The sequence below is a fragment of the Burkholderia sp. MSMB1072 genome, assembly GCF_001524725.1.
GTDB lineage: Bacteria > Pseudomonadota > Gammaproteobacteria > Burkholderiales > Burkholderiaceae > Burkholderia.
Genome location: NZ_LOYC01000066.1, coordinates 1 through 22563 on the forward strand (window position 1 = coordinate 1; position 22563 = coordinate 22563).

Below are 22563 nucleotides of genomic sequence, written 5' to 3' on the forward strand. Positions count from 1 at the left end.
GTCGAGCGGATCCTGCACAACCTGTCGATCCTGTTCGAGCGCACGTTCGCGACCGCGCAGGAGCTGAACCGCTACCGCAAGGAAGTCACCAGCCGTCTGCAGGCAGAAAGCGGCCCGTCGTCGGCCGCGCAGCCGGCCTGAGGCCGGCGGGGGCCGGCGGCGGCGCGAGTCGCGTCTAGCTCGCGCCCGGCTCGCGGCACCGTTTCGCGTTCGTTGCATGAAGCCCGCCCGGCCGGTCCGGCGGGCTTTTTATCTGGCGCCGCCGTCGCGCGCGCCGTCGTTCATTCCGTCCGATCTCCATCATGTCCGCCACCTTCGAACGCAAGCTGATCACCCGTGATGCCCTCGTCGCGCTGCGCGCGTCGCTGCCGTCGCCCGTCGTGTTCACCAACGGCGTGTTCGACATCCTGCATCGCGGTCACGTCACGTATCTCGCCGATGCGAAAGCGCTTGGCGCCTGCCTGATCGTCGGCGTGAACAGCGATGCGTCGGTGCGCATGCTCGGCAAGGGCGACGACCGGCCGATCAACCGCGAAGAGGATCGCGCGGCACTGCTGGCGGCGCTGGAAAGCGTCGACTGGGTCGTGACGTTCGGGGAAAAGACGCCCGTATCGCTGATCGAGGCCGTCCGTCCGGACATCCTCGTGAAGGGCGGCGATTACGACATGGACGCGCTGCCGGAATCCGCGCTCGTGCGCGGCTGGGGCGGCCGGGCGCTGGCGATTCCGTTCGAGCACGATCGCTCGACCACTGCGTTGCTGAAAAAGGTGCGCGCGCAACGGCCCTGAGCGCGACGCGGCGTCGTCACGGGGCGGACGCCGGGAGCGGTGCGGTCGTGACGGCCGGCGCCGCGATCGGGTCGCCGACGACGGGCTGGTCGGTCGCCCGCATGAGCGGCGTCACGCGCAGCGCGTTCGGCCGCACCTGCCGCGCCAGCACGCCGGGTTCGCGCGGGCCGGCCGCCGGCAGCGGCCCGAACACGCCGCGCGCCGCCACGAACGCGAGCATGTTGGCGAGAAAGAGAACAGCGATCAGCCAGCGCAGCATCGTCGAAACTCCTTGTCGTCATCGACGTGATTCACGTCGTTCAGTCGAGCCGGCCGCATGGCCGGCTTTTTCGTAGCTACCGTCGACCGTTCGTGCGGGCCGCTGGCGCGGCGCCGCGCGTACTGCGTCGTCGGCGGGGCGCAGGCCCGCTTCGGTTCGGCCGGCGTCGCCACGCGCCCGCTGCGATGCCGGCGCCGTTGCGTCAATCCCGCGCCGTTGCCCGGCCGGCCGTGTCCGCGGCGATCAGTGCGAGCCCGGACAGGATCAGCGCGTCGTGCCGCGTATGCGGAACCGTCAGCGCACGCGCGACGTCGTCCGCCGCGCCGCCTGCCAGCACGAGCCGTACCGGCGCCTGCCACGCGTCGACGAGATCGCGCCACGCGCGTTCGATCAGGCCGGCCTGCGCGTACAGGCAGCCGGCCGACAGCGAGCGCGGCGTATCGATCTGGAACGGTTCGGCCTGCGCGAACGCGAGCAGGCCGCTGGCGATATCGGTGGTCAGCGTCGGCAACTGCGCGGTGTGCGTGCCGAGCGCGCGCATCATCAGCGCCCAGCCCGGCGCGATCAGGCCGCCCGTGAAGCGGCCGTCCGCGCGCAGGGCTTCCAGCGTCGTCGCCGTGCCGAACGTCGCGATCAGCAGATGCTCGCCCGGAAACGCCGCGTGCGCGCCGATCAGGCCGGCCCACCGGTCGCTGCCGAGCTGTTCGGGCGTCGTATAGCCGTTCGTCACGCCGCATTGCGCGGGCCGCGAGCGGATCGTCGTGCGCGGCAGGCCCGGCCAGCGTGCGTCGAGCAGCGCGTCGATCCGCGCGGCCACGTCGGCGCCCGCGACGTTCGAGATCCATGCGCCGCGCGGACGCGGCAGGCGCGACCAGTCGGGATCGGCGCCGCCGTCGCGCGTGTGGCCGAACGCGCCCGTGTCGACGAGCGTGCGCCGCGCGTCGGCGAGCGCCCACTTGATCCGGCTGTTGCCGGCGTCGATCAGCAGATGCGGTTCGCTCATTGCGCTTCGCGCAGCGACACGTCGCCGGCCGCGATCGTCTGCACGCCGCTCGGCGTGTCGAGCAGCAACTGGCCGGTCGCATCGATGCCCGTCGCGATGCCGCGCACGCGTTCTACGCCTTGCTCGAGCAGCACGACTTCGCGGCCCGCGTACGCGTGCAGCGCGTGCCAGCGCGGCAGGAACGGCGCGAGGCCGTCGGCGCCGAATTGTGCGAGCGCGGGCGTGAGCGCGTTCAGCGACGCGGCGAGCGTATCGGTGAGGTTCGCCGATGGGCACGCGATCGACAGCGCGGCAGGCGGCAGCCCGCTCGCGAGCGTCGCTTCGCGCGCGCGCAGCGCGTCGACCTGTGCGGCGACGGCTTCCGCGCCGCGCACGTTGATGCCGAAGCCGATCACGACGGCGGTGGCGTCGGCGGTGGTCCAGACGGTTTCGATCAGGATCCCGGCGAGCTTGCCGACGATGTGCGGCGTGCCGTTGTCGTCGGTCGTCAGCAGCAGGTCGTTCGGCCATTTGAGCGCAACGCGCATGCGGGCGTCGAGTGGCAGCGTGGCCAGCCCTTCCGCGAGCGCGACGCCGATCGCGATGCTGAGGCCGCCGAGCGCATCGACGGCGCGCGGCACGATGCAGCCGACCGAGCACAGCAGCGCATTGCCGGGCTGCGCGAACCACGGGCGGCCTTGCCGGCCGCGCCCGGCCGTCTGCTCGAACGCGACGCGCACGAGCGGCGCGGGCAGCGCGTTCGCGCTGCGCGGCAGCGCCTTGAGCCGCGTTGCGACGTCGGCGTTGGTCGAGCCGGTGGCGGCGACGATGTCGAGCGGCCACGCGCGCGGCGCGGCGTCCAGGTGCGCCTCGAGCCGGTTGCGCGCGATGTGCGCGTCGCCGGATTCGGGCGTGTCGGAGGAGGTGGGGGCGTTCATGGCGCCTATTGTAGCGACAGGGGACGTTGGCGCGCGCCGGAGCGCGAGCGCAACCCGCGGGGCGACATGGCACGGCTCCGTGCGGCTGCTTCGCCCGCACCGGTATCTCGATGTCGTATTCGGGCGTCATCTCGCGGGCGAGCGGCGTCTTGCCCGTCGGCGCCGGGCCCTGGCCGGTCGACATGAGAGCCGGTGCGCCACCGGCGCCGCGCGGCCGACTCGGTTGCGGGACCGATATCGATACGCGGCGCGCGCGTCAAGCATGCGACGTCACTACCGTTCGGCCGGGTCGCGCTCGCACGCCCCCTGGCCGAACGGCCGTCACGGCGCGACGACCGGGTGTTTCAGCGCATGCGCGGTCTCGATCCACTGCGCGTGGAATTCGTCCGCGTCGGGCCGAAGCCCGAGTTCGCCGTTGCGATAGGCCATCGCGAGCGTCTGCACGGCTTCCGGCAGCTCGTGTTCGGCGGCCCGGCGATACAGCGCGAGCGCGCGCGCATCGTCGCGCGGCACGCCGCTGCCGTCGCGGTACGCGTTCGCGAGCATGAAGTCGGCGGCCGGGATGTCCGCGCGCGATGCGATGTCGAACCAGTGCGCGGCCTGCACCGGGTCGGCGGCGATGCCGTAGCCGCTGCGGTAGATCAGCCCGAGGTAATACGCGGCGGCCGGGTCGCCCTGTTCGGCCGCGGCGCCGAGCAGCGCGCGTGCGCGTACATAGTCTTTCGGCAGGTCGCCGCTGCCGAGCAGCAACGCCTTGCCGAGCGCGAGCTGCGCGCGCCGTGCAGCCGGCGCGTCAGCCGTGTCGTGCGCCGCCGCGGCCGTTTCCAGCCAGCCGCGCCCCTCGTCGCGCAGCCCCGGTTCGTGCGCATCGACGAGCGCGATGCCGAGCGCCGTCTGCGCGTCGGCCGAGCCGCGCCGTGCGAGCGTGCGCAACTGGGCCAGCGCATGCGGCTCGGTCGCCTGCGCGACCATCGCCTGCCATTCGTCGAGTTGCGCGGCGCTCGGCGCGGGGCCGGCGCCGCGCAGGCCGGTCGCCGCGACGACGGCCGCGACGGTCACGGCCGCCGCCGCGAGCAGCGCGGCGGGCGGGAGCTTCGCGCGCAGCATGCGCCGCGCGGCAGCGGCGAAGCCGGTTTCGGCAGGCCGCATCGTCCGGATCGGTTGCATCGCGTGTCTCATTGCGTGAGGTCGATCTCGTAGGTCGCGAGGTTCTTGCCCGAGCCGTCGTCGGCCGCGACCTGCGTGATGCCGGTCAGGCCGGCCGCCGTCGCGTCGCCGAGGCGGTTCGGCGCGGACGCGAACCGCACGTGCGCGACCGAGCTCGCGAGCTTCGTGAAGCGCCAGCTGCGCTGCGCGCCGTCGGCCGCACGCGTGATCGCGCCGCGCTTCTTGATGAACGCGATCAGCACGTCGCGGTTCGCGTCGGGCGACGCGAAGATCGTCTTGCTGCCGTCGAGGCCCGGGAAGTTGCCGCCGCCGCTCGCACGGTAGTTGTTGGTCGCGACGATGAACTGCGCATTCGGGTCGATCGGCGCCCCCTTGTACGTCAGGTTCCGGATGCGGCTGCCGACCGGCTGCGTGACGTCGATTTCATAGGCGAGATCGGCCGACGTGAACATGTCGAAGTTGTAGCCGGGGAAGGTGCTGACGAGCGGCTGCACGGTCGCCTTCGTCGGGTCGATCGTATTGAAGCGCTTCGCGGCGGTCTCGAGCCAGTTCTTCACGTCGGCGCCGCTCACCTTCACCGCGTACACGGTGTTCGGATACAGGTACAGGTCGGCGGCGTTGTTGATCGCGAGCGCGCCCGGCGCGACGTCGGTGTAGTCGGTGCCGCCGCCGAAGCCGCTCTTGAACGGCGCGCTGACCGACAGCACCGGCAGCGACGCGTATTGCGGCAGGTTCGCCTGCACGTAGGTCTTCACGTAGTCGGCCTGCGCCTCGTTGACGATCTGGATCGCGCCCGGATCGCCGACGTCCGCGAAGTACGAGTTCATCCGGTAGTCGGTCGAGCCGATCGGCGTCTTCACGTAGTCGATCGTCGCCTGGTGCTCGGCCGCGATCGCGGCGGAGACCGACGGGTCGGCGGCGACGTAGCTCTTGTCGGCGTTCTGGATCGGCCGCGCCTCGACGGTCGTCTGCGACTTGTCGACGGCCCACGTCTTGCCGTCGAACTTCAGGCCGAGCTTGATCACGCCGAGATGCTTGCCCCAGTAGTTGGCCATCACGGTCGGCACGCCGTTGACGGTGCCCTTGACCTTGTCGACGCCCGGCAGGTTGAACTGCGACACCGTGCTGTTCGCGTCCGGGAACACCTGGTGCGAGTGGCCGATCAGCATCGCGTCGATGCCGGGCACCTTCGACAGCCACCAGCTGCCGTTTTCCATCGTCGGCGAGTACGCGGCATTGTCGAGACCGCCGTGCGAGATCGCGACGACGAGATCGGCGCCCTTCGCGCGCATTTCCGGAATGTACTTCTCGGCCGCCTCCTTCAGCCCGGTCGTATAGACCTTGCCGTCGAGCCAGCGCTTGTCCCAGTTCATGATCGCGGGCGGCGTGAAGCCGATGATGCCGATCTTCACGGGCGCGCTGACCGTCTTGCCGTCCGGCGTCGTGGCCGTCACCGTGCGCGTGAGGATCGTGTACGGCGTGAACAGCGGCGCGTTGGTCTTCGCGCTGATCACGTTCGCGAGCACCTGCGGGAAGTTCGGGCCCGCGCACTTCTTCTGCTGGGCCGGCGCCGGCAGGCCGTCGACCTCGAACGTGTTGCCGGTCACCTGCGACAGGTACGGCAGCCCGTAGTTGAACTCGTGGTTGCCGATCCCGCCGCCGTCGAATTTCGCGGCGTTCATCACCTTGTAGATCGCGAGCGTCTGGTCGCAGCCCACCGGCTTCACGAGCGCCTGGTAGTCCGACAGCGCGGTGCCCTGGATCGTGTCGCCGTTGTCGAGCAGCAGCGTGTTCGGGTACTGCTTGCGCGCCTGCGCGATCAGCGTCGACACGCGCTCGAAGCCGAGCGAATTGTCGGCGGCGAGCTTGAAATAGTCGTACGACAGCACGTTGGTGTGCAGGTCGGTCGTCTCGAGCAGCGCGAGCGTGGCCGTCGTGCCGACGGGCGCCTGGGCCTCGGGCTGCGACGGCGGCGTGGCGGTGACGTCGTCGCCGCCGCAGCCGGTGAGGGCGAAGGCGAGGCTGGCGAGCGCGGCGGCGGCCGGTACGTGGCGGCGGGAAAGCGGGGGGAGACGCATCGGTTGTCCTGTTCGGTGTTCTGTTTTATGAAGCGCGAGGTACGCACGAATGGCGGCGCGGTGCGCCGACGGCCTGAGGTGCGGCGCGTGAGAGTATCGAAAGGAAACGTGACGGAACAATGAAAGGTTGCGATGCCGGCAGCGGGCCGCGGCCGGCGGCGGCTTCGGGCCGGTCCCGGCCGGCGCCATGCTCCCGGCTGCGCACCGCGCCGCCGACGCCGCGCCGGAAATCCTCACGTCGCGGCGTCGGACGGTTCGCTACAATGGCCGCTGTCATCCTTTTGCAAACAACCTGCCCTTGGACTTCGAGACTCCTCCCGGCCTGTCGGTCGACGCCGGCGGCCAGGGCCAGACGGTGCGCCTGACCGGCCAGTGGACTGCGCTGTCGCTCGCGCGCAACCGCGGCGCCGTGGCGCGCCGCATCGCGAGCATCGCCGCCGGGCGCGTGAGCGAATGGGATCTGTCCGGCATCGAGCGGCTCGATCACGTCGGCGGCCAGGCGCTGTGGCGCGTGTGGGGCCGCAAGCTGCCGGCCGGCGTCGCGCTGAGTGCCACGCAGCGCACGATCTTCGAGCGCATCGAGCGGCTCGACAGCCAGCGCGAGGCGCCCGAGCGCATCGTGCGGTTCGATCCCGTCACGCGGCTCGGCCAGGCGATCTTCTCGTTCGGCGAACACCTGCAGGGCGGCATCGCGATGTTCGGCCTCGTGATCCTCGATGCGCTGTCGGTGCTGCGCCGCCCGCGGACGATGCCGTGGCGGGAAACCTCCGCGAACATCTACAGCGCCGGCGCACAGGCGCTGCCGATCACCGCGCTCGTCGCTTTCCTGATCGGCATCGTGCTCAGCTACCTGTCCGCGCAGCAGTTGCAGATGTTCGGGGCGAACCGCTACATCGTGAACATTCTCGGGCTGTCGGTGATCCGCGAGCTCGGCCCCGTGCTGTCGGCGATTCTCGTCGCGGGCCGCTCGGGCTCGGCGATCACCGCGCAGATCGGCGTGATGCGCGTGACCGAGGAGCTCGACGCGATGCGCGTGATGGGCATCCCGCACGGGCTGCGGCTGATCCTGCCGCGCGTGCTCGCGCTCGGCGTCGCGATGCCGCTGCTCGTGATGTGGACCAACATCATCGCGCTGACGGGCGGCGCGCTCGCCGCGAAGCTGGTGCTCGGCATCGACATCAACTATTTCGTGCGCTCGCTGCCGGGCGTCGTGCCGATCGCGAACCTGTACATCGGCGTCGGCAAGGGCGTCGTGTTCGGCATGCTGATCGCGCTGGTCGCGTGCCATTTCGGCTTCCGGATCAAGGCGAACTCGCAGAGCCTCGGCGAAGGCACGACCACGTCGGTGGTGTCGTCGATCACGGTCGTGATCCTCGCCGACGCGGTGTTCGCGATCCTGTTCCAGAACGTGGGGCTCGGATGAACGCATCGAACGAAACGACCGCGCATGCCGCGGCGATCGGCGCCGGGGCGGTCGGCCCCCGGCCGGACGCGACCGCCGATGCCGGCGATCTCGTGATCGAGGTGCGCAACTTGACCAAGCGCTACGGGCGCAACATCGTTCACCAGAAGCTCGACTTCGACGTGCGGCGCGGCGAGATCGTGTCGATCGTCGGCGGCTCGGGCTCCGGCAAGACGACTCTCGTGCGCCAGATCCTCGGCCTCGAACGGCCGACGTCGGGCACGATCAAGGTGTTCGGCGAGGATACGGCGACGATCGACGACGCGAGCGCGCGGATGATGCGCACGCGTTCGGGGATGCTGTTCCAGCAGGGCGCGCTGTTCTCGTCGATGACGGTGTTCGACAACGTCGCGCAGCCGCTGCGCGAGCTCGGCCGCGTGCCGCCGGACCTGCTGCACGACATCGTGATGCTGAAGCTCGAGATGGTCGGGCTGCCGTGCAAGCACGCGTCGAAGATGCCGGCCGCGCTGTCGGGCGGGATGGTGAAGCGGGTCGGCATCGCGCGCGCGATCGCGCTGGAGCCCGAGCTGCTGTTCCTCGACGAGCCGACGGCCGGCCTCGATCCGCAGGCCTCCGACGAATTCGTCGAGCTGATCGCGACGCTGCACCGCACGCTCGGGCTGACCGTCGTGATGGTGACGCACGACCTCGATACGATGGTCGCGCTGTCGACGCGCGTCGCGGTGCTGGCCGACCGCAAGGTGCTGGTCGCCGCGCCCGTCGAGGAGGCCGCGAACGTCGACCATCCGTTCATCCACGAATATTTCCTGGGGCTGCGCGGGCGCCGCGCGTTGCAGGCGCTGCCGCCCGAGCGGCGCGCGAAGCTGCCGAAGGCGGCCCTCGAACCGGCGCTGTCGAGCGTCGAGCTGTAGAAGCAAGGAACCCGCGAATGGAAAACAAATCACATGCGTTCTGGGCCGGCCTGTTCACGATCGCGCTGACGCTCGCGATCGCGGGCACCGTGTTCTGGTTCAACGTCGACCGCACCGTGCGCGTGCCGTACGACCTGCTCGCGCGCACCAACGTGACGGGGCTGTTCCCGGACGCGGCCGTGCGCTTTCGCGGCCTCGACGTCGGCAAGGTGCAGTCGATCGGCTTCGATCGCACGCATCCGGGTCAGATCCGGATCCGCATCCTCGTCGATCACGACGCGCCGATCACGCAGTCGACCTACGGCAGCCTCGGCTTCCAGGGCGTGACGGGCATCGCGTTCGTGCAGCTCGAGGATACGGGGCGCGATCTGTCGCCGCTGCCGTCGTCGCCGAAGTCGATCGCGCAGATCCCGATGCGGCCGAGCCTGTTCGACCAGATCCAGGAGCGCGGCGACGTGCTGCTGAGGCAACTCGAACTGGCCGCGAAGAGCGCGAACGCGCTGATGTCGCCCGAGATGCGCGAGCAGTTGCGCGCGACCGCCGAAAGCCTGCAGCACGCGGCCGACGGCGCCGCGACGCTGACGAAGCAGCTCGGCCCGGCGGTCACCGCGCTGCCGGAGACGATGCACGAGGTGAATCGCGCGATGGCGTCGGCGAACACGCTGCTGCAGCCGAACGGGCCGCTCGTGTCGAACCTGAACAAGGCCGGCACGGCCGCCGAGCAGGTCGGCGTCGCGCTGAACGGGCTCAACGCGCGCGTGCAGTACGACACGCTGCCGCGCTTCAATGCGCTGGCCGACAGCGTCGGCGACGCGTCGCGGCAATTGAAGGACGTCGCCGGCGAACTCGGCCGCAACCCGCGCAGTCTGTTGTTCGGGTCGCCCGGCGCGGCGCCGGGGCCCGGCGAAGCGGGCTTCGTCTGGCCTGGCGCGACGGCCGGGCAATGACGTTCATCGAAACCGGAAACATCATGCAGGAATACGCCATGCCACGAATCCTTGACCGCGCGCTGCGTCCGGCCGCGGCCGCGCTTGCCGTGCTGACGCTCGCGCTGGCGGCCGGCTGCGCCGGCAACGACGCGGTGCTGTCGAACATCCGCTACGACCTCGGGCCCGTGTCGTCGGTGGCGACCGCCGGGGCGGGCCCCGCGCTGAAGGTGCTCGACGTCGCTGCGCCCGACGCACTCGATACGGACAAGTTCGCGTACCGCCTCGCGTACGCCGATGCGCAGCACGTGGCCGTCTATCGCGACAGCCGCTGGACCGCGCCGCCCGCGCAGTTGCTCACGCAACGGCTGCGCGGCGCGCTGTCGTCGCGCGGCACGGTGCTCGAAGGGGCCGACGGCGTGCGCGCGCCGACCCTCAAGGTCGACCTGAGCGAATTCGAACAGGTCTTCGACGGGCAGTCGCAAAGCCACGGTGCGGTGACCGCGCGCGCGACGCTGATGCTCGACGGCAAGGTGCTCGGCCAGCGCACGTTCGTCGCGCGCGCGCCGTCGAGCACGCCCGACGCGGCCGGCGGCGCGCGCGCGCTCGCGGCGGCCAGCGACGAACTCGTGTCGCAGATCGCCGCGTGGGTCGGCGTGCAGGCGTACGCGGGCACGCCGTGACGCCCGGCGGGCAGCCGCGATGAGCGCGCCCGGCACGCATCGCGCGTCGCCGCTCGCGCGGCAGGCGTTTGCCGCCTACGCGGCGCTGATCGTCTATGCGTCGCTGTATCCGTTCGAAGGCTGGGCGTCGCTCGGCATCGGCCCGTTCGATTACCTGTTCGCGCCGATGCAGCGCTACGTGACGGCGTTCGACGTGGTCACGAACGTGCTCGGTTATCTGCCGTTCGGCGCACTCGGCGTGCTCGCGCTGCACCCGCGCTGGCGCGGCGTGGCCGCGACGCTGATCGCGAGCGTGCTCGGCGTGCTGCTGTCGGGGACGATGGAAGCACTGCAGACCTACTTGCCGACGCGCGTCGCGTCGAATCTCGATCTCGGCGCCAACGCGCTCGGCGCGCTGCTGGGCGCGGCGCTTGCTGCGCCGGTCGCCGGCGCGCTGCTCGACCGCGGCGTGCTGCGCCGGCTGCGCCTCGCATGGCTGGAGGCCGACGGGTCGACGCCGCTGCTGCTCGCCGCGCTGTGGCCGTTCGCGATCGTGTTTCCGTCGCCGTTCCTGTTCGGCATCGGCGACTGGCCGGCCGCGCTGTGGGAGCGCGCCGACGCGTCGATGCAGGACGCGCTGCTCGCATGGCTGCCGGCCGCGTGGCACGTCAGCGAATGGCCCGAGCGGGTCGACGGCTGGTTGTCGGATTCCGCGTGGGAAGCCGTGCTCGGCGGGCTGATGCTGTTCCCCGCGCTGGCGATCGCGTCGCTCGCGATGCGCCCGCGCGCGCCGCGCATCCGGCTGCTGGTCGCGCTGGTGGTCGCCACGCTCGTGCTGAAGGCGGCCGCGACGTTCATGCAGTCGGCCACCGGCCTCGTCGTCGTGTGGGCGACGCCCGGCGCGCGGCTCGGCATCGAGCTGGGTTTCGCGGCGGCGCTCGTCGCATTGCGCGTGCCGGCGACGTGGCGCGCGATGCTCGCGGCGCTCGCGCTGCTGGCCGGCGTCGCGCTCGTGAACCTGCTGCCGGTCAATCCGTTCTTCGACTTCACGCTGTCGGGGTGGCGGCAGGGCCGCTACGTGCACTTCAACAGCATCGCGCGTTGGCTCGCATGGATCTGGCCCTACGCGGCGCTGATCTGGCTCGGCCAGCGCGTCGAGCACGCGTGGCTGCCGGCCGCGCTGCGCCGCTGACGCGGCAGCCCGGGCCCGTGCGGCGGCGGTCGCGCCGCGGGCAGCCGCGTGCGCCGGTCGCTATAATCGTCCGCATCCTCCGTTGCCGCTTCGCGTAACGGCAATTCATCGCCCTTCTTTCCGCACGGCCTTGCGCCGGGCCGCTCGTCACCATCATGGATTCCTACTATCAGCACCACGTCTTCTTCTGCCTGAACCAGCGCGAACCGGGCGCCGAACGCCCGAGCTGCGCGCAATGCGACGCGCAGACCATGCAGGAATACGCGAAAAAGCGCGTGAAGGAACTCGGTCTCGCGGGGCCCGGCAAGGTCCGCATCAACAAGGCCGGCTGCCTCGACCGCTGCGAGGAAGGGCCGGTGATGGTCGTGTATCCGGAAGGCACGTGGTACACGTACGTCGATCGGGCCGACATCGACGAGATCGTCGAGTCGCACCTGCGCGACGGCAAGGTCGTCGAGCGCCTGAAGATCTGAGCGGGCCGGCCGAATGAACGTTCATACGCAGAAATCGCTGATCGCGGGCCCGATCGGCCAGATCGAAATCGCGGTCGACCTGCCCGACGCCGTGCGCGAAGGCGGCGCCGCGCCGCGCGGCATCGCGCTCGTCGCGCATCCGCATCCGTTGTTCGGCGGCACGATGGACAACAAGGTCGCGCAGACGCTCGCGCGCACGCTCGTGCAACTGAACTACGTCGTCTACCGGTCGAACTTCCGTGGCGTCGGCGCGACCGAAGGCGTGCACGACAACGGCGCCGGCGAGGCCGACGACCTGCTCGCGGTGCTCGCGCACATGCGCGCGCAGCCCGCGTATGCGGACCTGCCGCTCGTGCTCGCGGGCTTCTCGTTCGGCACCTTCGTGCTGTCGCACGTCGCGAAGCGGCTGCGCGACGCGGGCGAGACGATCGAGCGGATGGTGTTCGTCGGCACGGCCGCGAGCCGCTGGCAGGTGGCCGACGTGCCCGAGAACACGCTCGTGATCCATGGCGAAACCGACGACACGGTGCCGATCGCGTCGGTGTACGACTGGGCGCGGCCGCAGGAGCTGCCGGTCGTCGTGATCCCCGGCGCCGAGCATTTCCTCCATCGCAAGCTGCACGTGCTGAAGCGCATCATCGTCGACGCGTGGCGCTAGGGCCAGCGCTAGCCCGTTATCAGCGTGAACAGGCGCCAGCCTGCATGCGGGCGCCGGCGTAAGCGCCGGGGCCCGTGCCGCGCACCGGCGCCCGGCCGGATGATGCGCGACCCTTCCCGACACTTCACGCGACGCCGCGCCGCAACCCGGCTGCCGCACGCCGGCGCAACGCGCGTTGCACGCCGCCCGCGCCCGTCTCTCGTGCGGCGTCGAGCAAGCGTGCCCGATGCGTCGCCGCGCGATGCGCGCGCAGCCGGTATGCGGGCGTTCGGCGGCAGGTTCGCGAAAACGCCGTTCGCGGCCACGTATAATGGCCGCATTCCGCGTTGCCCGCGGCCCGGCTGGGCCCATGCGGCGCTCGTTTCGCCGCCTGTCCGCCCGCTCGCGACGGCCGCGAACCGAACGCGTCCGCATGAGTCCAACCGGCGCGTTTCGCGTCGCCCGACGGTGTCGGGCGAGTGCCCGAAACGCCCGCCGCCTTGCCGTTCAACCCTGCGCGTTTCGCACCGCACTTTCTGCCATCAGCCTGAATCGATCATGCGTCTGTCTTCCCAAGGCCTCAAGTCCCTCGCTTCCTCCATCGCCTTCGCCACCGCCGCGCGCAACGTTGCGCTCGGCGTGATGCTGCCCGTCGCGCTCGCATCGACCATCGTCGTCGCCGAGGCGAAGCCGGCCGCCAAGGCCAAGGCCGCGCATGCGGCGCCGGCCGCCGAGCAGTCCACCGGCGCGCCCGCGACCTACATGCCGGGCGCGGTGCCGCCGCCGGGCGTGAACGCGCGCTCGTGGGTGCTCGTCGACGCGACGAGCAACACGGTGCTCGCATCGGGCAATGCGGACGAACGCGTCGAGCCGGCGTCGCTGACGAAGCTGATGACGGCGTACCTCGTGTTCGAGGCGCTCGACAAGAAGAAGATCTCGATGGAGCAGATCGTCACGCCGAGCGACGCGGTGCGCCGCGTCGGCCGCGACGAGTCGCGCATGTTCATCGAGGCGAACAAGCCGGTGTCCGTGCATGACCTCGTGTACGGGATGATCATCCAGTCGGGCAACGATGCCGCGATCGCGCTGGCCGAACTCGTCGGCGGCAGCGAAGGCCAGTTCGTCACGATGATGAACGACGAGGCCGCGCGCCTCGGCATGAAGGGCACGCACTTCGCCGACGTGAACGGCATGCCCGACCCGAACCACTACACGACGGCCGGCGACCTCGCGAAGCTGTCCGCGCACCTGATCCGCGATTTTCCGCAGTACTACGGCATCTTCTCGGAGAAGGAATTCAAGTACAACAACATCCGCCAGGGCAACCGCAACAGGCTGCTGTGGCTCGACCCGACGGTCGACGGCCTGAAGACGGGCCATACGCAGGCGGCCGGCTTTTGCCTGATCGCGTCGGCCAAGCGCGCGATCCCGGGTGTCGACGGCCAGCGCCGCCTCGTGTCGGTGATGATGGGCGAGCAGAAGGAAAGCGACCGTACGCAGGACAGCATGAAGATGCTGAACTACGGCTACAGCGCGTTCGATTCGGTGCGCCTGTTCAAGGGCGGCCAGGCGATCGCGACGCCGCGCCTCTACAAGGGCAAGGAGAACACCGTGCAGGTCGGCGTGAGCGCCGACCAGTGGGCGACCGTGCCGCGCGGCCTCGGCGACAAGGTCAAGACCGAAGTCGACGTCAACGCGCCGCTGATCGCGCCGCTCGCGCAAGGCCAGCAGGTCGGCACCGTGAAGATCGTCGCCGACGGCAAGACGCTGTCCGAATTCCCGGTCGTCGCGCTGCAGGCCGTGCCGGAAGCGGGTATCTTCGGACGTATCTGGGACTCGATCCTGCTGATGTTCAGCAAGAAGAAGTAAGCGCGACGGGCCTTTGTTTTCACGACTTCATCCCCATCTGTCATAGCCATGAGCCAAGCCGAATTCGAACCGATCGTCTACCTCAGCGTCTCGTCGCAGGAGGAACTGGTGCCGCTGTCCGAAGCCCGTGTGCCGGTGCTCGACCGCGGGTTCATCTTCGGCGACGGCGTGTATGAAGTCGTCCCCGTGTATGCGCACGACGGCGCGCACGTGCCGTTCCGGATCGAACAGCATCTGGACCGGCTCGCGCGCAGCCTGAAGAAGATCGGCATCGACAACCCGCACGATGCGGCCGGTTGGCGCGCGCTGATCGAGCGGGTGGTCGCGGCGAACGCCGAAGGCCTCGGCGACGGCAACGCGCTCGTCTACCTGCAGGTGACGCGCGGCGTCGCGAAGCGCGGTCACGCATTCCCGGCGAACGCGGTGCCGACGGTGTTCGCGATGACGAGCCCGCTGCGCCTGCCGTCGGAAGAAGAGCGTGCGAAGGGTGTGCGCTGCGTGACGGCCGAGGATCGCCGCTGGCTGCATTGCGACATCAAGTCGATCTCGCTGCTCGGCAACGTATTGATGGCGCAGCATGCGGCCGAACGCGACGCGTTCGAGACGATCCAGCTGCGCGACGAAAACGTGACCGAAGGCTCGTCGTCGAACGTGTGGATCGTGAAGAACGGCGAGCTGTTCGCGCCGCCGCGCAGCAACAAGATCCTCGAAGGGATCCGCTACGCGCTGGTCGAGCAACTGGCCGACGAATGCGGGATCCGGTTCGTCGCGCGCGAGATCAGCGAGGTCGAGCTGCGTTCGGCCGACGAAATCATGATCACGTCGGCCACCAAGGAAATCCTGCCCGTCACGTCGCTCGACGATCTGCCCGTGCAGGGCGGCAAGCCGGGCCCCGTGTTCGCGGCGCTGTATGACGCGTACCAGCGTGCGAAGGCGCGCGAGTTTGAACAGTTTGACCTAACCCGGAGAAAATGATGAGCGAACCGACCAAAACCGTCGAGGTCACCGGCGCGATCGAAACCCGGAAGGAGTCGCTGCTGGAGTTTCCGTGCGATTTCCCGATCAAGATCATGGGCAAGGCGCACCCCGAATTCAAGGACACGATCTTCAAGGTCGTGGCCGTTCACGACAACGAGATCGACGTCGAGAAGATCGAGGAGCGCGCGTCGAGCGGCGGCAATTACACGGGCCTCACGATCACCGTGCGCGCGACGAGCCAGGAGCAGCTCGACAACATCTACCGCGCGCTGACCGGCCATCCGATGGTCAAGGTCGTACTTTAAGGCCCGTTCTGCGGCCGGGGATCAGCGCAAACGGCCGCTGATCCCTTTCCATCCGCCCTCCAGCGCGCACTCGGCAGGGCATTTCCCCGCCGCGCGCCGCGCGTCCAGCTCGTCGCACAGCCGCTTGTATTCGGCGACTTCCTCGAACAGCCAGGTCCGGAACGCCTGCACGCGCGGCGTGTTCAAGAGCGGCGGCGGACACACGAAAAAATAGTGCCACGGGCTCGGCCCGTCGATGTCGAACAGGCGCACGATGCGCCCGTCGAGCAGGTCGTGCACCGCGAGCGAGCGGCGCACCAGCGCGATCCCCTGGCCCTCGATCGCCGCGAGCAGCAGGTTCGACGAATCCTGGTACAGAATGCCCCGTTTCGGTTCGGTCAGCGTGTCGAGCCCGGCCGCGTCGAACCATGGCCGCCACAGCTCGTCGTCCGAGCGCAGCAGCGGGTAGTTCACGAGATCGGCGGGCGTCTGCGGCAGCTTGCCGCCGTTCAGTGTCGGCGCGCACGCGGGAAAGAACACCTCCTCGAACAGCGGCTCCACGTGAAGCCCCGGATAGCTGCCGAAGCCGAAGCGGATCGCGAGATCGACGTCGTCGCGCGCGAAATCGGTGAGCGAGTTGGTCGACTGCAGCTCGACGTCGATTTCCGGATGCCGCTCGATGAACGTGCCGATGCGCGGCGTGATGAAGCGCGCGGCGAACGACGACAGCATCGACACCACCAGCCGCCGGTCGCGGTCGCTCGCGCGCACGTCGCGCGTCGCATCGGCGATCACCATCAGCGCGGTGCGGATCTGCTGCGCGTAGCGCATGCCGGCGTCGGTCAGGCACAGCCGCTTGCCGTTGCGCGTGAACAGCTGCACGCCGAGCTCTTCCTCGAGCGCGCGCACCTGATGGCTGACCGCGCCGTGCGTGACGAACAGCTCGTCGGCGGCGCGCGAGAAGTTCTCGTGGCGGGCGGCGGCTTCGAACGCGCGAATCGCGTTCAGCGCCGGGAGCTGGCGGAGGTCCATTTGCTAATTTTCCTCACATCGACGTGAAAATTGGTCGTTTGGTCGGGCGCCTTCGAGTGACTACGATTGTAGCCATCGAAGCACTTATTGGCGGAGTCGATCATGCAAGAAATCTCTTCAAGCATCACGTTTGAAATTCCCGTGGGCGAGACCGTGCCGATGAAGGTGCAACGCAGCACGCGACTGATCGTCCAGTGCGGGCCGGTCTGGGCGACGCGCAGCAACGACGTCGACGATTACTTCCTGGTCGATGGCGAGACGCTCAAGCTGCGCCGCGGCGAGCGGCTGTGGCTCAGCGCGGAAAGCCGGGAAGGCGCGCGCGTCGCGTTCTCGGTGTCGCGGCCGCCGCGGGAAGTCGCGCTCGGCGGGCTGGCCCGGTTGCGCGAGCGCGTCGCTGCATTGGTCCACGACGGCTGGCGCACCGTCTGACCGTCGTTTCGTCCGACGGATACCGGCGATCCGTCCCCCACCCAAGGCCGGCGAGACCCACGGGTTTTCGGTAAACTACCGCCCATGTCCGTTTCGCCGGTTTCCATCGTGTCCACGCCTGTCGCCGTTTCCGCATCGCCCGCCGGCGCCCCGGCTCAGCCGGTCACCGTGCGGTGGCGGGGCCGCGAGGCCTACGAGACGAGCTTCGACGCGATGCGCGCGTTCACCGACACGCGCACGGCCGACACCGGCGACGAGATCTGGGTGGTCGAGCATCCGCCCGTCTACACGCTCGGCCAGGCCGGCGACCCGGCGCACCTGCTGGTGGCCGACAGCGGCGTGCCGCTCGTGAAGGTCGACCGCGGCGGGCAAATCACCTACCACGGCCCCGGCCAGATCGTCGTCTACCTGCTGCTGGATCTGCGCCGGCGCAAGCTGATGGTGCGCACGCTCGTGACGAAGATCGAGCAGGCCGTGATCGACACCCTCGCGGCGTATAATCTCGCTTCGGTCCGCAAGGCGGGCGCGCCGGGCATCTACGTGGCATCCGGCGTGCACGAAGGCGCGAAGATCGCGGCCCTCGGCCTGAAGATCCGCAACGGCTGCAGCTATCACGGGCTGAGCCTGAACGTGAAGATGGATCTGCGCCCGTTTCTTGCGATCAATCCGTGCGGCTATGCCGGACTGGAAACCGTCGACATGGCGAGCCTCGAGGTTGCCGCCGACTGGAACGACGTCGCCCACACGCTGGTGGGCCGTCTGATCGCCAACCTCGACGGCGCATCCGCGGCCGCCGACAAGCCGCACGCACTGGAACAATCGAATGACTGACGTTACCGCTTCTCCCGCACCGGCCGATACGGCCGCGACCCCGGCCTACGATCCGACCGCCAAGCAGAAGGCGCAGGCGAAGACGGCGCGCATCCCGATCAAGGTCATTCCGATCGAAAAGCTGAAGAAGCCCGAATGGATCCGCGTGAAGGCGGCCACCGGCAGCTCGCGTTTCAACGAGATCAAGACGATCCTGCGCGAGCACAACCTGCACACCGTGTGCGAGGAAGCGAGCTGCCCGAACATCGGCGAATGCTTCGGCAAGGGCACCGCGACGTTCATGATCATGGGCGACAAGTGCACGCGCCGCTGCCCGTTCTGCGACGTCGGCCACGGCCGCCCCGATCCGCTCGACGCGGATGAGCCGAAGAACCTCGCACGCACGATCGCCGCGCTCAAGCTCAAGTACGTGGTGATCACGAGCGTCGACCGCGACGACCTGCGCGACGGCGGCGCCGCCCACTTCGTCGAGTGCATCCGCGAGGTGCGCGAGCAGTCGCCCGACACGCGCATCGAGATCCTGACGCCGGACTTCCGCGGCCGTCTCGACCGTGCGATTTCGATCCTGAACGCGGCGCCGCCCGACGTGATGAACCACAACCTCGAAACGGTGCCGCGCCTGTACAAGGAAGCGCGCCCGGGCTCGGACTACGCGCACTCGCTGAAGCTGCTGAAGGACTTCAAGGCGCTGCATCCGGACGTCGCGACGAAGTCGGGGCTGATGGTCGGCCTCGGCGAAACGGAAGAGGAAATCCTGCAGGTGATGCGCGACCTGCGCGCGCACGACGTCGACATGCTGACGATCGGCCAGTACCTGCAGCCGTCCGAGCACCACCTGCCGGTGCGCGCGTACGTGCATCCGGACACGTTCAAGATGTACGAGGAAGAGGCGTACAAGATGGGCTTCACGCACGCGGCCGTCGGCGCGATGGTGCGGTCGAGCTATCACGCCGATCTGCAGGCGCATGGGGCGGGGGTGGTCTGAGCGTTCCCGACGCCTGATCCCGCAAAAGAACCCGCTCTGCGGGTTTTTTTGCGCTCTCTTGTTGTTGCTTCGATCGGATCGCGATTACCGATCCGGTCGGCCTGCCACGACTCCGCCGCCGTTTTCGCGTTCGTCGTAGCAAAGTGCTGCGATCTGCCATCGCTCGTCTTGCACGAGCCATAGCTCCACAAAGTCAATAGCGCTCACGATTGTCCCGTCACACCGCATCGAACCGGATCCGCGGATCGATGCCCACTGCCGGCTTTCGGCGAATTCCGTCATTTCGCCGTGCGCTTGCCAACTGAAGCGGCGCCCGGTGTGTTCCGGCGAGTGTCGTCGTAGATGCGCTAATTGCTGGGATTTGGTCAGTATCCCGGTTCCCCGCTTCACGAAAAAGTGGGGCGACTCGACGAAGGCCAATTGATCGACGTCGCCATTGAGATAGGCGTCGATCCATACCGCTCGCATCTGGCAAAGAGTGTATCGAGGTTCCATAGGCTCGCCATCCTTTTTCCGACTGGGTTTCATGGTGCGCATGCCGCACGACTCTTCGCTCGATCCGAGACACTAGCGTTTACGTCGGCGGCCCGATATGGGATCCGTATGAAAGTTGTCGAGCGCGAACGCTGGCGATACTGCGACCGCGCATCCCACGCACCGATCGCCGCTCAATCGACGATCACATGCAATAAAGCATGAAAAGCAAAGCTGAAACGGCATCGATAGCTTCGCACGATAAGTTCGCTCCCGCCGCGCGCAAAGCTCGTAAAGTCGGCTCTCCGCTTGCAACACCCGCATTCCGAAGGAGAGCCGCATGTCCCGTTTCAGCTTCATCCGCCGCGCCGCCGTCGCGCTGACCGCCTTTGCCGCGCTCGGCGCGGCGCATGCCGAATCGCGCGAAGTCGTGATCGCGTACCAGGACATGGTCGTGCCGTGGCGCTACGCGCAGGCGAGCGGTGAAGTCGAAAAGGCGACCGGCTACAAGGTCACGTTCCGCAAGCTCGACAGTGGCGCCGACGTGATCCGCGCGCTCGCGTCGGGCTCCGTGCAGCTCGGCGAAGCCGGTTCGAGCCCGATCGCGGCCGGCCTGTCGCAGGGGCTCGACATCTCGCTGTTCTGGGTGCTCGACAACATCAACGACGCCGAGGCGCTCGTCGCGCGCAACGGCTCGGGCGTGACCAGCGTCGCCGCACTCAAGGGCAAGAAGATCGGCGTGCCGTTCGTGTCGACGTCGCACTTCCATACGCTCGTCGCGCTACAGGCCGCGGGCGTGAATCCGAACGACGTGAAGATCGTCAACCTGCGTCCGCCCGAAGTCGCGGCCGCGTGGACGCGCGGCGACATCGACGCGACCTATATCTGGGATCCGGTGCTCGCGAAGGTCAAGCAGTCGGGCACGGTGCTGACGACGTCGGGCCAAGTTGCGAAGGAAAGCGGCAAGTCGACCTTCGACGGCTTCGTCGTGAGCCGCAAGTTCGCGCGCGAGAATCCCGAATTCGTCACGCGCTTCGTGAAGGTGCTCGCGGCCGCCGACGCCGACTACCGCGCGCATGCCGCGGCGTGGAAGGTCGGCTCGCCGCAGGTCGCGGCGGTGGCGAAGGTGTCGGGCGCGAACGCGGCAGATGTGCCCGCGAGCCTCGCGCTCTACGCATTCCCGACGGCGGCCGAGCAGGCTTCGCCGACGTGGCTCGGCGGCGGCGCGCAGTCGGGCGCCGCGAAGTCGCTCGCGGCCACGGCCGCGTTCCTCAAATCGCAAGGCACGATCCAGACGGTGCTCGCCGACTATTCGGCGGGCGTCGATCCGCAGTTCGTGCAGAAGGCCGCGCGCTGAGCGCGGTCATTCGGCCCATTCATCGCGGAGCCCTTCGATCATGAGTACGCTGGAAGTCCGCCAGGTATCGGTCGCCTATCCGGGCGAGCGCGGCAGGCCGACGACGCAGGCGCTCGCGCGCGTCGACCTGCGCATCGATGCCGGTGAATTCGTCGTCGCGCTCGGTGCGTCCGGCTGTGGAAAGACGACGCTGCTGAACTGCATGGCCGGCTTCGTCGCACCGACGACGGGCGACGTATCCGTCGACGGCGTGCCGATCACGGGCCCCGGCGCCGATCGCGGCGTCGTGTTCCAGAAATACGCGTTGTTGCCATGGCTCGACGTGCTCGACAACGTCGCGCTCGGGTTGCGCTTCGCACGCGTGTCGAAGGCCGAACGCGAAGCGCGCGCGGCGGAGATGCTCGCGCTCGTCGGCCTCGAGCGCCATGCGCACGCGCGCGTGTACGAACTGTCGGGCGGGATGCAACAGCGCGTCGGCATCGCGCGCGCGCTCGCGAGCGATCCGCGCGTGCTGCTGATGGACGAGCCGATGGGCGCGCTCGACGCGATGACGCGCGGCACGATGCAGGCGCTCGTGCTCGACGTGTGGGCGCGGACCGGCAAGACGGTGTTCTTCATCACGCACGACGTCGAGGAGGCGCTCTTTCTCGCGACGCGTCTCGTCGTGATGACGCCCGGCCCCGGCCGGATCGCGGAAACCTTCGAATTGCCGTTCGCGCGCCGCTACGTCGAAACGCGCGATGCACGTGCGGTGAAGTCGTCGCCGGAATTCATCGGATGGCGCGAGCGGCTGATCGCGTATCTGCATCGCGACGAGCCGGTAGTCGCCGAGATCGCGTGATGCACGAGTTCGCGAGGCAGGGTGCGTCCGTCGGGCGTGGCCGGATCAGTACATTGCACAGGCAGGACACCATGAGCACGCAGGATTCGTGGGTGGCCGACCGAACGGCCGCGGATTTCGAGCCGGACGACGGTCGCACGACGCGGGCCGAGGCTGCGGCGCGTGCTGTGCGTGCGCGTCGTTCGTCGGGCCGCTATCGCTTGCCCGGGCAGGGGAAGACGGCCGCGCTGAGCGCGGCGACGATCGCGGCGCTGGCCGTGCTGTGGTGGGTCGCGACGCATCTGCAGTGGCTGCCGCCGCTGTTCCTGCCCGCGCCGGAAGCGGTGTGGGCGGCGTTCGTCGACGCGTGGCACGGCCGTATCCAGGGCGGCCTGCCGTTGTCCGACCATCTGTTGTGGAGCGCTGCCCGCGTGTTCGGTGCGTTCGCGCTTGCCACCGCGATCGGTGTGCCGGCCGGCATCCTGATGGGCGTGAGCCGCATCGCACGCGGCGTGCTGGATCCGCTGCTGGAGTTCTACCGGCCGCTGCCGCCGCTTGCGTATCTGCCGCTCGTCGTGATCTGGTTCGGCATCGACGAGACGGCGAAGCTCGTCGTGATCTTCCTCGCATGCTTCGCGCCGATCGCGATGGCCGCACGCGCCGGCGTGCGCGCGGCGACGGTCGAGCAGATCAACGCCGCGTACTCGCTCGGCGGCAGCTTCGCGCAGATCGTGCGGCACGTCGTGTTGCCGGCTGCGCTGCCGGAAATTCTCACCGGGCTGCGGATCGCGATCGGGTTCGGGTGGACGACGCTCGTCGCGGCCGAGATGGTCGCCGCGACGGCCGGGCTCGGGCAGATGGTGCTCAACGCATCGAGCTTCCTGCGCACCGACATCGTCGTGATGGGGATCCTGATCATCGGCGCCATCGCGTGGCTGTTCGATCTGGCGATGCGGTGGGTCGAGCGGCGGGTGGTGCCGTGGAAGGGGCGAGGGTAGGCCGTACAGGCTGCACGGACGCCGGTTGGCGCCCGCGTCGAGAAGACGAGGGGCCGGGGTGCGTGTCGAT

24 protein-coding genes and 1 pseudogene are annotated in these 22563 nt (G+C 69.1%); 18 read left to right on the forward strand and 7 right to left on the reverse strand.

Features of this window, described 5'->3' with window-relative positions; genetic code table 11:
* Both WS89_RS34035 and rfaE2 read left to right on the forward strand, forming a co-directional pair.
* A pseudogene (locus tag WS89_RS34035) lies at positions 1–141 on the forward strand (ferritin-like domain-containing protein); the annotation flags it as partial.
* A gap of 161 nt (positions 142–302) precedes the next feature.
* Entirely contained in the window at positions 303–788 is a 486-nt protein-coding gene (gene rfaE2, locus WS89_RS28300) for a D-glycero-beta-D-manno-heptose 1-phosphate adenylyltransferase (RefSeq protein ID WP_059506495.1), read from the forward strand.
* Positions 789–804: 16 nt separating this feature from the next.
* On the opposite strand, the gene WS89_RS28305 is transcribed toward rfaE2, so the two are convergent.
* The 5 genes from WS89_RS28305 to WS89_RS28325 all read right to left on the reverse strand — a co-directional run bounded on the left by WS89_RS28305 (position 805) and on the right by WS89_RS28325 (position 6212).
* A complete protein-coding gene (locus WS89_RS28305) occupies positions 805–1047 on the reverse strand; it encodes a hypothetical protein (protein WP_059795361.1) in 243 nt (80 codons plus the stop codon).
* A gap of 202 nt (positions 1048–1249) precedes the next feature.
* Entirely contained in the window at positions 1250–2050 is an 801-nt protein-coding gene (locus WS89_RS28310) for a type III pantothenate kinase (RefSeq protein WP_059506499.1), read from the reverse strand.
* Positions 2047–2967 (reverse strand): biotin--[acetyl-CoA-carboxylase] ligase, encoded by a 921-nt coding sequence (locus WS89_RS28315; protein WP_059795365.1) that lies wholly within the window; start codon positions 2965–2967, stop codon positions 2047–2049. Before WS89_RS28315 ends, WS89_RS28310 begins: the two co-directional genes overlap by 4 nt.
* A gap of 321 nt (positions 2968–3288) precedes the next feature.
* On the reverse strand, positions 3289–4134 hold the full coding sequence (locus tag WS89_RS28320) for a tetratricopeptide repeat protein (RefSeq protein WP_059795368.1): 846 nt from the start codon (positions 4132–4134) through the stop codon (positions 3289–3291).
* A gap of 8 nt (positions 4135–4142) precedes the next feature.
* On the reverse strand, positions 4143–6212 hold the full coding sequence (locus WS89_RS28325; protein WP_059795371.1) for a bifunctional 2',3'-cyclic-nucleotide 2'-phosphodiesterase/3'-nucleotidase: 2070 nt from the start codon (positions 6210–6212) through the stop codon (positions 4143–4145).
* Positions 6213–6510: 298 nt separating this feature from the next.
* Between WS89_RS28325 and WS89_RS28330 the strand changes: the two genes are divergently transcribed.
* The 10 genes from WS89_RS28330 to WS89_RS28375 all read left to right on the forward strand — a co-directional run bounded on the left by WS89_RS28330 (position 6511) and on the right by WS89_RS28375 (position 15588).
* Positions 6511–7635: an MlaE family ABC transporter permease gene (locus WS89_RS28330; protein WP_059795530.1), complete on the forward strand. Its 1125-nt coding sequence runs from the start codon at positions 6511–6513 to the stop codon at positions 7633–7635.
* Entirely contained in the window at positions 7632–8546 is a 915-nt protein-coding gene (locus tag WS89_RS28335; RefSeq protein ID WP_059795374.1) for an ABC transporter ATP-binding protein, read from the forward strand. The genes WS89_RS28330 and WS89_RS28335 overlap by 4 nt, the downstream gene beginning before the upstream one ends.
* Before the next feature lie 17 nt (positions 8547–8563).
* Positions 8564–9493, forward strand: a complete 930-nt coding sequence (locus WS89_RS28340; RefSeq protein WP_059506512.1) for an MlaD family protein — start codon at positions 8564–8566, stop codon at positions 9491–9493.
* Between the two features lie 38 nt (positions 9494–9531).
* Complete coding sequence (locus tag WS89_RS28345) at positions 9532–10155, forward strand: ABC-type transport auxiliary lipoprotein family protein (protein WP_059795532.1); 624 nt, start codon at positions 9532–9534, stop codon at positions 10153–10155.
* A 19-nt stretch (positions 10156–10174) separates the two neighbouring features.
* Positions 10175–11326, forward strand: a complete 1152-nt coding sequence (locus tag WS89_RS28350; protein WP_059506513.1) for a VanZ family protein — start codon at positions 10175–10177, stop codon at positions 11324–11326.
* 155 nt (positions 11327–11481) lie between these two features.
* Positions 11482–11799, forward strand: a complete 318-nt coding sequence (locus tag WS89_RS28355; RefSeq protein WP_034208488.1) for a (2Fe-2S) ferredoxin domain-containing protein — start codon at positions 11482–11484, stop codon at positions 11797–11799.
* A 13-nt stretch (positions 11800–11812) separates the two neighbouring features.
* Positions 11813–12457, forward strand: coding sequence for an alpha/beta hydrolase (locus WS89_RS28360; RefSeq protein ID WP_059506516.1), 645 nt, complete (start codon positions 11813–11815; stop codon positions 12455–12457).
* Positions 12458–12994: 537 nt separating this feature from the next.
* Entirely contained in the window at positions 12995–14305 is a 1311-nt protein-coding gene (locus WS89_RS28365) for a D-alanyl-D-alanine carboxypeptidase family protein (protein ID WP_059506518.1), read from the forward strand.
* 48 nt (positions 14306–14353) lie between these two features.
* Positions 14354–15280, forward strand: a complete 927-nt coding sequence (locus tag WS89_RS28370; RefSeq protein WP_059506520.1) for a D-amino acid aminotransferase — start codon at positions 14354–14356, stop codon at positions 15278–15280.
* On the forward strand, positions 15280–15588 hold the full coding sequence (locus WS89_RS28375; RefSeq protein ID WP_011546305.1) for an HP0495 family protein: 309 nt from the start codon (positions 15280–15282) through the stop codon (positions 15586–15588). Before WS89_RS28370 ends, WS89_RS28375 begins: the two co-directional genes overlap by 1 nt.
* Positions 15589–15609: 21 nt before the next feature.
* Here WS89_RS28375 and WS89_RS28380 read toward each other — a convergent pair whose 3' ends face one another.
* The gene (locus tag WS89_RS28380) at positions 15610–16599 is read right to left on the reverse strand and encodes a transcriptional regulator GcvA (RefSeq protein ID WP_059506522.1); all 990 of its coding nucleotides are present in this window, start codon (positions 16597–16599) and stop codon (positions 15610–15612) included.
* Between the two features lie 102 nt (positions 16600–16701).
* On the opposite strand from WS89_RS28380, the gene WS89_RS28385 reads away from it, so the two are divergent.
* The 3 genes from WS89_RS28385 to lipA all read left to right on the forward strand — a co-directional run bounded on the left by WS89_RS28385 (position 16702) and on the right by lipA (position 18844).
* Positions 16702–17028, forward strand: a complete 327-nt coding sequence (locus WS89_RS28385) for a DUF2917 domain-containing protein (RefSeq protein ID WP_059795533.1) — start codon at positions 16702–16704, stop codon at positions 17026–17028.
* A gap of 84 nt (positions 17029–17112) precedes the next feature.
* Positions 17113–17859, forward strand: coding sequence for a lipoyl(octanoyl) transferase LipB (lipB, locus tag WS89_RS28390; RefSeq protein ID WP_059795377.1), 747 nt, complete (start codon positions 17113–17115; stop codon positions 17857–17859).
* Positions 17852–18844, forward strand: a complete 993-nt coding sequence (gene lipA / locus WS89_RS28395) for a lipoyl synthase (protein ID WP_006499067.1) — start codon at positions 17852–17854, stop codon at positions 18842–18844. The genes lipB and lipA overlap by 8 nt, the downstream gene beginning before the upstream one ends.
* 84 nt (positions 18845–18928) lie before the next feature.
* Here the strand turns inward: lipA and WS89_RS28400 are convergent, their stop codons facing one another.
* Positions 18929–19381 (reverse strand): hypothetical protein, encoded by a 453-nt coding sequence (locus WS89_RS28400; protein ID WP_257128255.1) that lies wholly within the window; start codon positions 19379–19381, stop codon positions 18929–18931.
* A 277-nt stretch (positions 19382–19658) separates the two neighbouring features.
* Here WS89_RS28400 and tauA point away from each other — a divergent pair, with 277 nt between their 5' ends.
* Genes tauA through WS89_RS28415 form a run of 3 tightly spaced genes read left to right on the forward strand, consistent with a single transcriptional unit; the run spans position 19659 to position 22493 of the window.
* Positions 19659–20675 (forward strand): taurine ABC transporter substrate-binding protein, encoded by a 1017-nt coding sequence (gene tauA / locus WS89_RS28405; protein ID WP_059506527.1) that lies wholly within the window; start codon positions 19659–19661, stop codon positions 20673–20675.
* 40 nt (positions 20676–20715) lie between these two features.
* Positions 20716–21516 carry a taurine ABC transporter ATP-binding protein gene (locus tag WS89_RS28410; RefSeq protein WP_059795380.1) on the forward strand — a complete coding sequence of 267 codons (801 nt, stop codon included), beginning with the start codon at positions 20716–20718 and terminating at the stop codon, positions 21514–21516.
* Positions 21516–22493 (forward strand): ABC transporter permease subunit, encoded by a 978-nt coding sequence (locus WS89_RS28415; protein WP_059795382.1) that lies wholly within the window; start codon positions 21516–21518, stop codon positions 22491–22493. The genes WS89_RS28410 and WS89_RS28415 overlap by 1 nt, the downstream gene beginning before the upstream one ends.
* The last annotated feature ends 70 nt before the right edge of the window (positions 22494–22563 follow it).

Coding starts and splice junctions, on each gene's coding strand:
- rfaE2 (WP_059506495.1), top strand. CDS start 303: ATGTCCGCCACCTTCGAACGCAAGCTGATCACCCGTGATGCCCTCGTC.
- WS89_RS28375 (WP_011546305.1), top strand. CDS start 15,280: ATGAGCGAACCGACCAAAACCGTCGAGGTCACCGGCGCGATCGAAACC.
- WS89_RS28415 (WP_059795382.1), top strand. CDS start 21,516: ATGCACGAGTTCGCGAGGCAGGGTGCGTCCGTCGGGCGTGGCCGGATC.
- WS89_RS28325 (WP_059795371.1), bottom strand. CDS start 6,212: ATGCGTCTCCCCCCGCTTTCCCGCCGCCACGTACCGGCCGCCGCCGCG.
- WS89_RS28310 (WP_059506499.1), bottom strand. CDS start 2,050: ATGAGCGAACCGCATCTGCTGATCGACGCCGGCAACAGCCGGATCAAG.
- WS89_RS28350 (WP_059506513.1), top strand. CDS start 10,175: ATGAGCGCGCCCGGCACGCATCGCGCGTCGCCGCTCGCGCGGCAGGCG.
- WS89_RS28340 (WP_059506512.1), top strand. CDS start 8,564: ATGGAAAACAAATCACATGCGTTCTGGGCCGGCCTGTTCACGATCGCG.
- WS89_RS28385 (WP_059795533.1), top strand. CDS start 16,702: ATGCAAGAAATCTCTTCAAGCATCACGTTTGAAATTCCCGTGGGCGAG.
- lipB (WP_059795377.1), top strand. CDS start 17,113: ATGTCCGTTTCGCCGGTTTCCATCGTGTCCACGCCTGTCGCCGTTTCC.
- WS89_RS28365 (WP_059506518.1), top strand. CDS start 12,995: ATGCGTCTGTCTTCCCAAGGCCTCAAGTCCCTCGCTTCCTCCATCGCC.
- WS89_RS28370 (WP_059506520.1), top strand. CDS start 14,354: ATGAGCCAAGCCGAATTCGAACCGATCGTCTACCTCAGCGTCTCGTCG.
- WS89_RS28410 (WP_059795380.1), top strand. CDS start 20,716: ATGAGTACGCTGGAAGTCCGCCAGGTATCGGTCGCCTATCCGGGCGAG.
- WS89_RS28400 (WP_257128255.1), bottom strand. CDS start 19,381: ATGCGCACCATGAAACCCAGTCGGAAAAAGGATGGCGAGCCTATGGAA.
- WS89_RS28305 (WP_059795361.1), bottom strand. CDS start 1,047: ATGCTGCGCTGGCTGATCGCTGTTCTCTTTCTCGCCAACATGCTCGCG.
- lipA (WP_006499067.1), top strand. CDS start 17,852: ATGACTGACGTTACCGCTTCTCCCGCACCGGCCGATACGGCCGCGACC.
- WS89_RS28360 (WP_059506516.1), top strand. CDS start 11,813: ATGAACGTTCATACGCAGAAATCGCTGATCGCGGGCCCGATCGGCCAG.
- WS89_RS28315 (WP_059795365.1), bottom strand. CDS start 2,967: ATGAACGCCCCCACCTCCTCCGACACGCCCGAATCCGGCGACGCGCAC.
- tauA (WP_059506527.1), top strand. CDS start 19,659: ATGTCCCGTTTCAGCTTCATCCGCCGCGCCGCCGTCGCGCTGACCGCC.
- WS89_RS28380 (WP_059506522.1), bottom strand. CDS start 16,599: ATGGACCTCCGCCAGCTCCCGGCGCTGAACGCGATTCGCGCGTTCGAA.
- WS89_RS28355 (WP_034208488.1), top strand. CDS start 11,482: ATGGATTCCTACTATCAGCACCACGTCTTCTTCTGCCTGAACCAGCGC.
- WS89_RS28335 (WP_059795374.1), top strand. CDS start 7,632: ATGAACGCATCGAACGAAACGACCGCGCATGCCGCGGCGATCGGCGCC.
- WS89_RS28345 (WP_059795532.1), top strand. CDS start 9,532: ATGCCACGAATCCTTGACCGCGCGCTGCGTCCGGCCGCGGCCGCGCTT.
- WS89_RS28320 (WP_059795368.1), bottom strand. CDS start 4,134: ATGCAACCGATCCGGACGATGCGGCCTGCCGAAACCGGCTTCGCCGCT.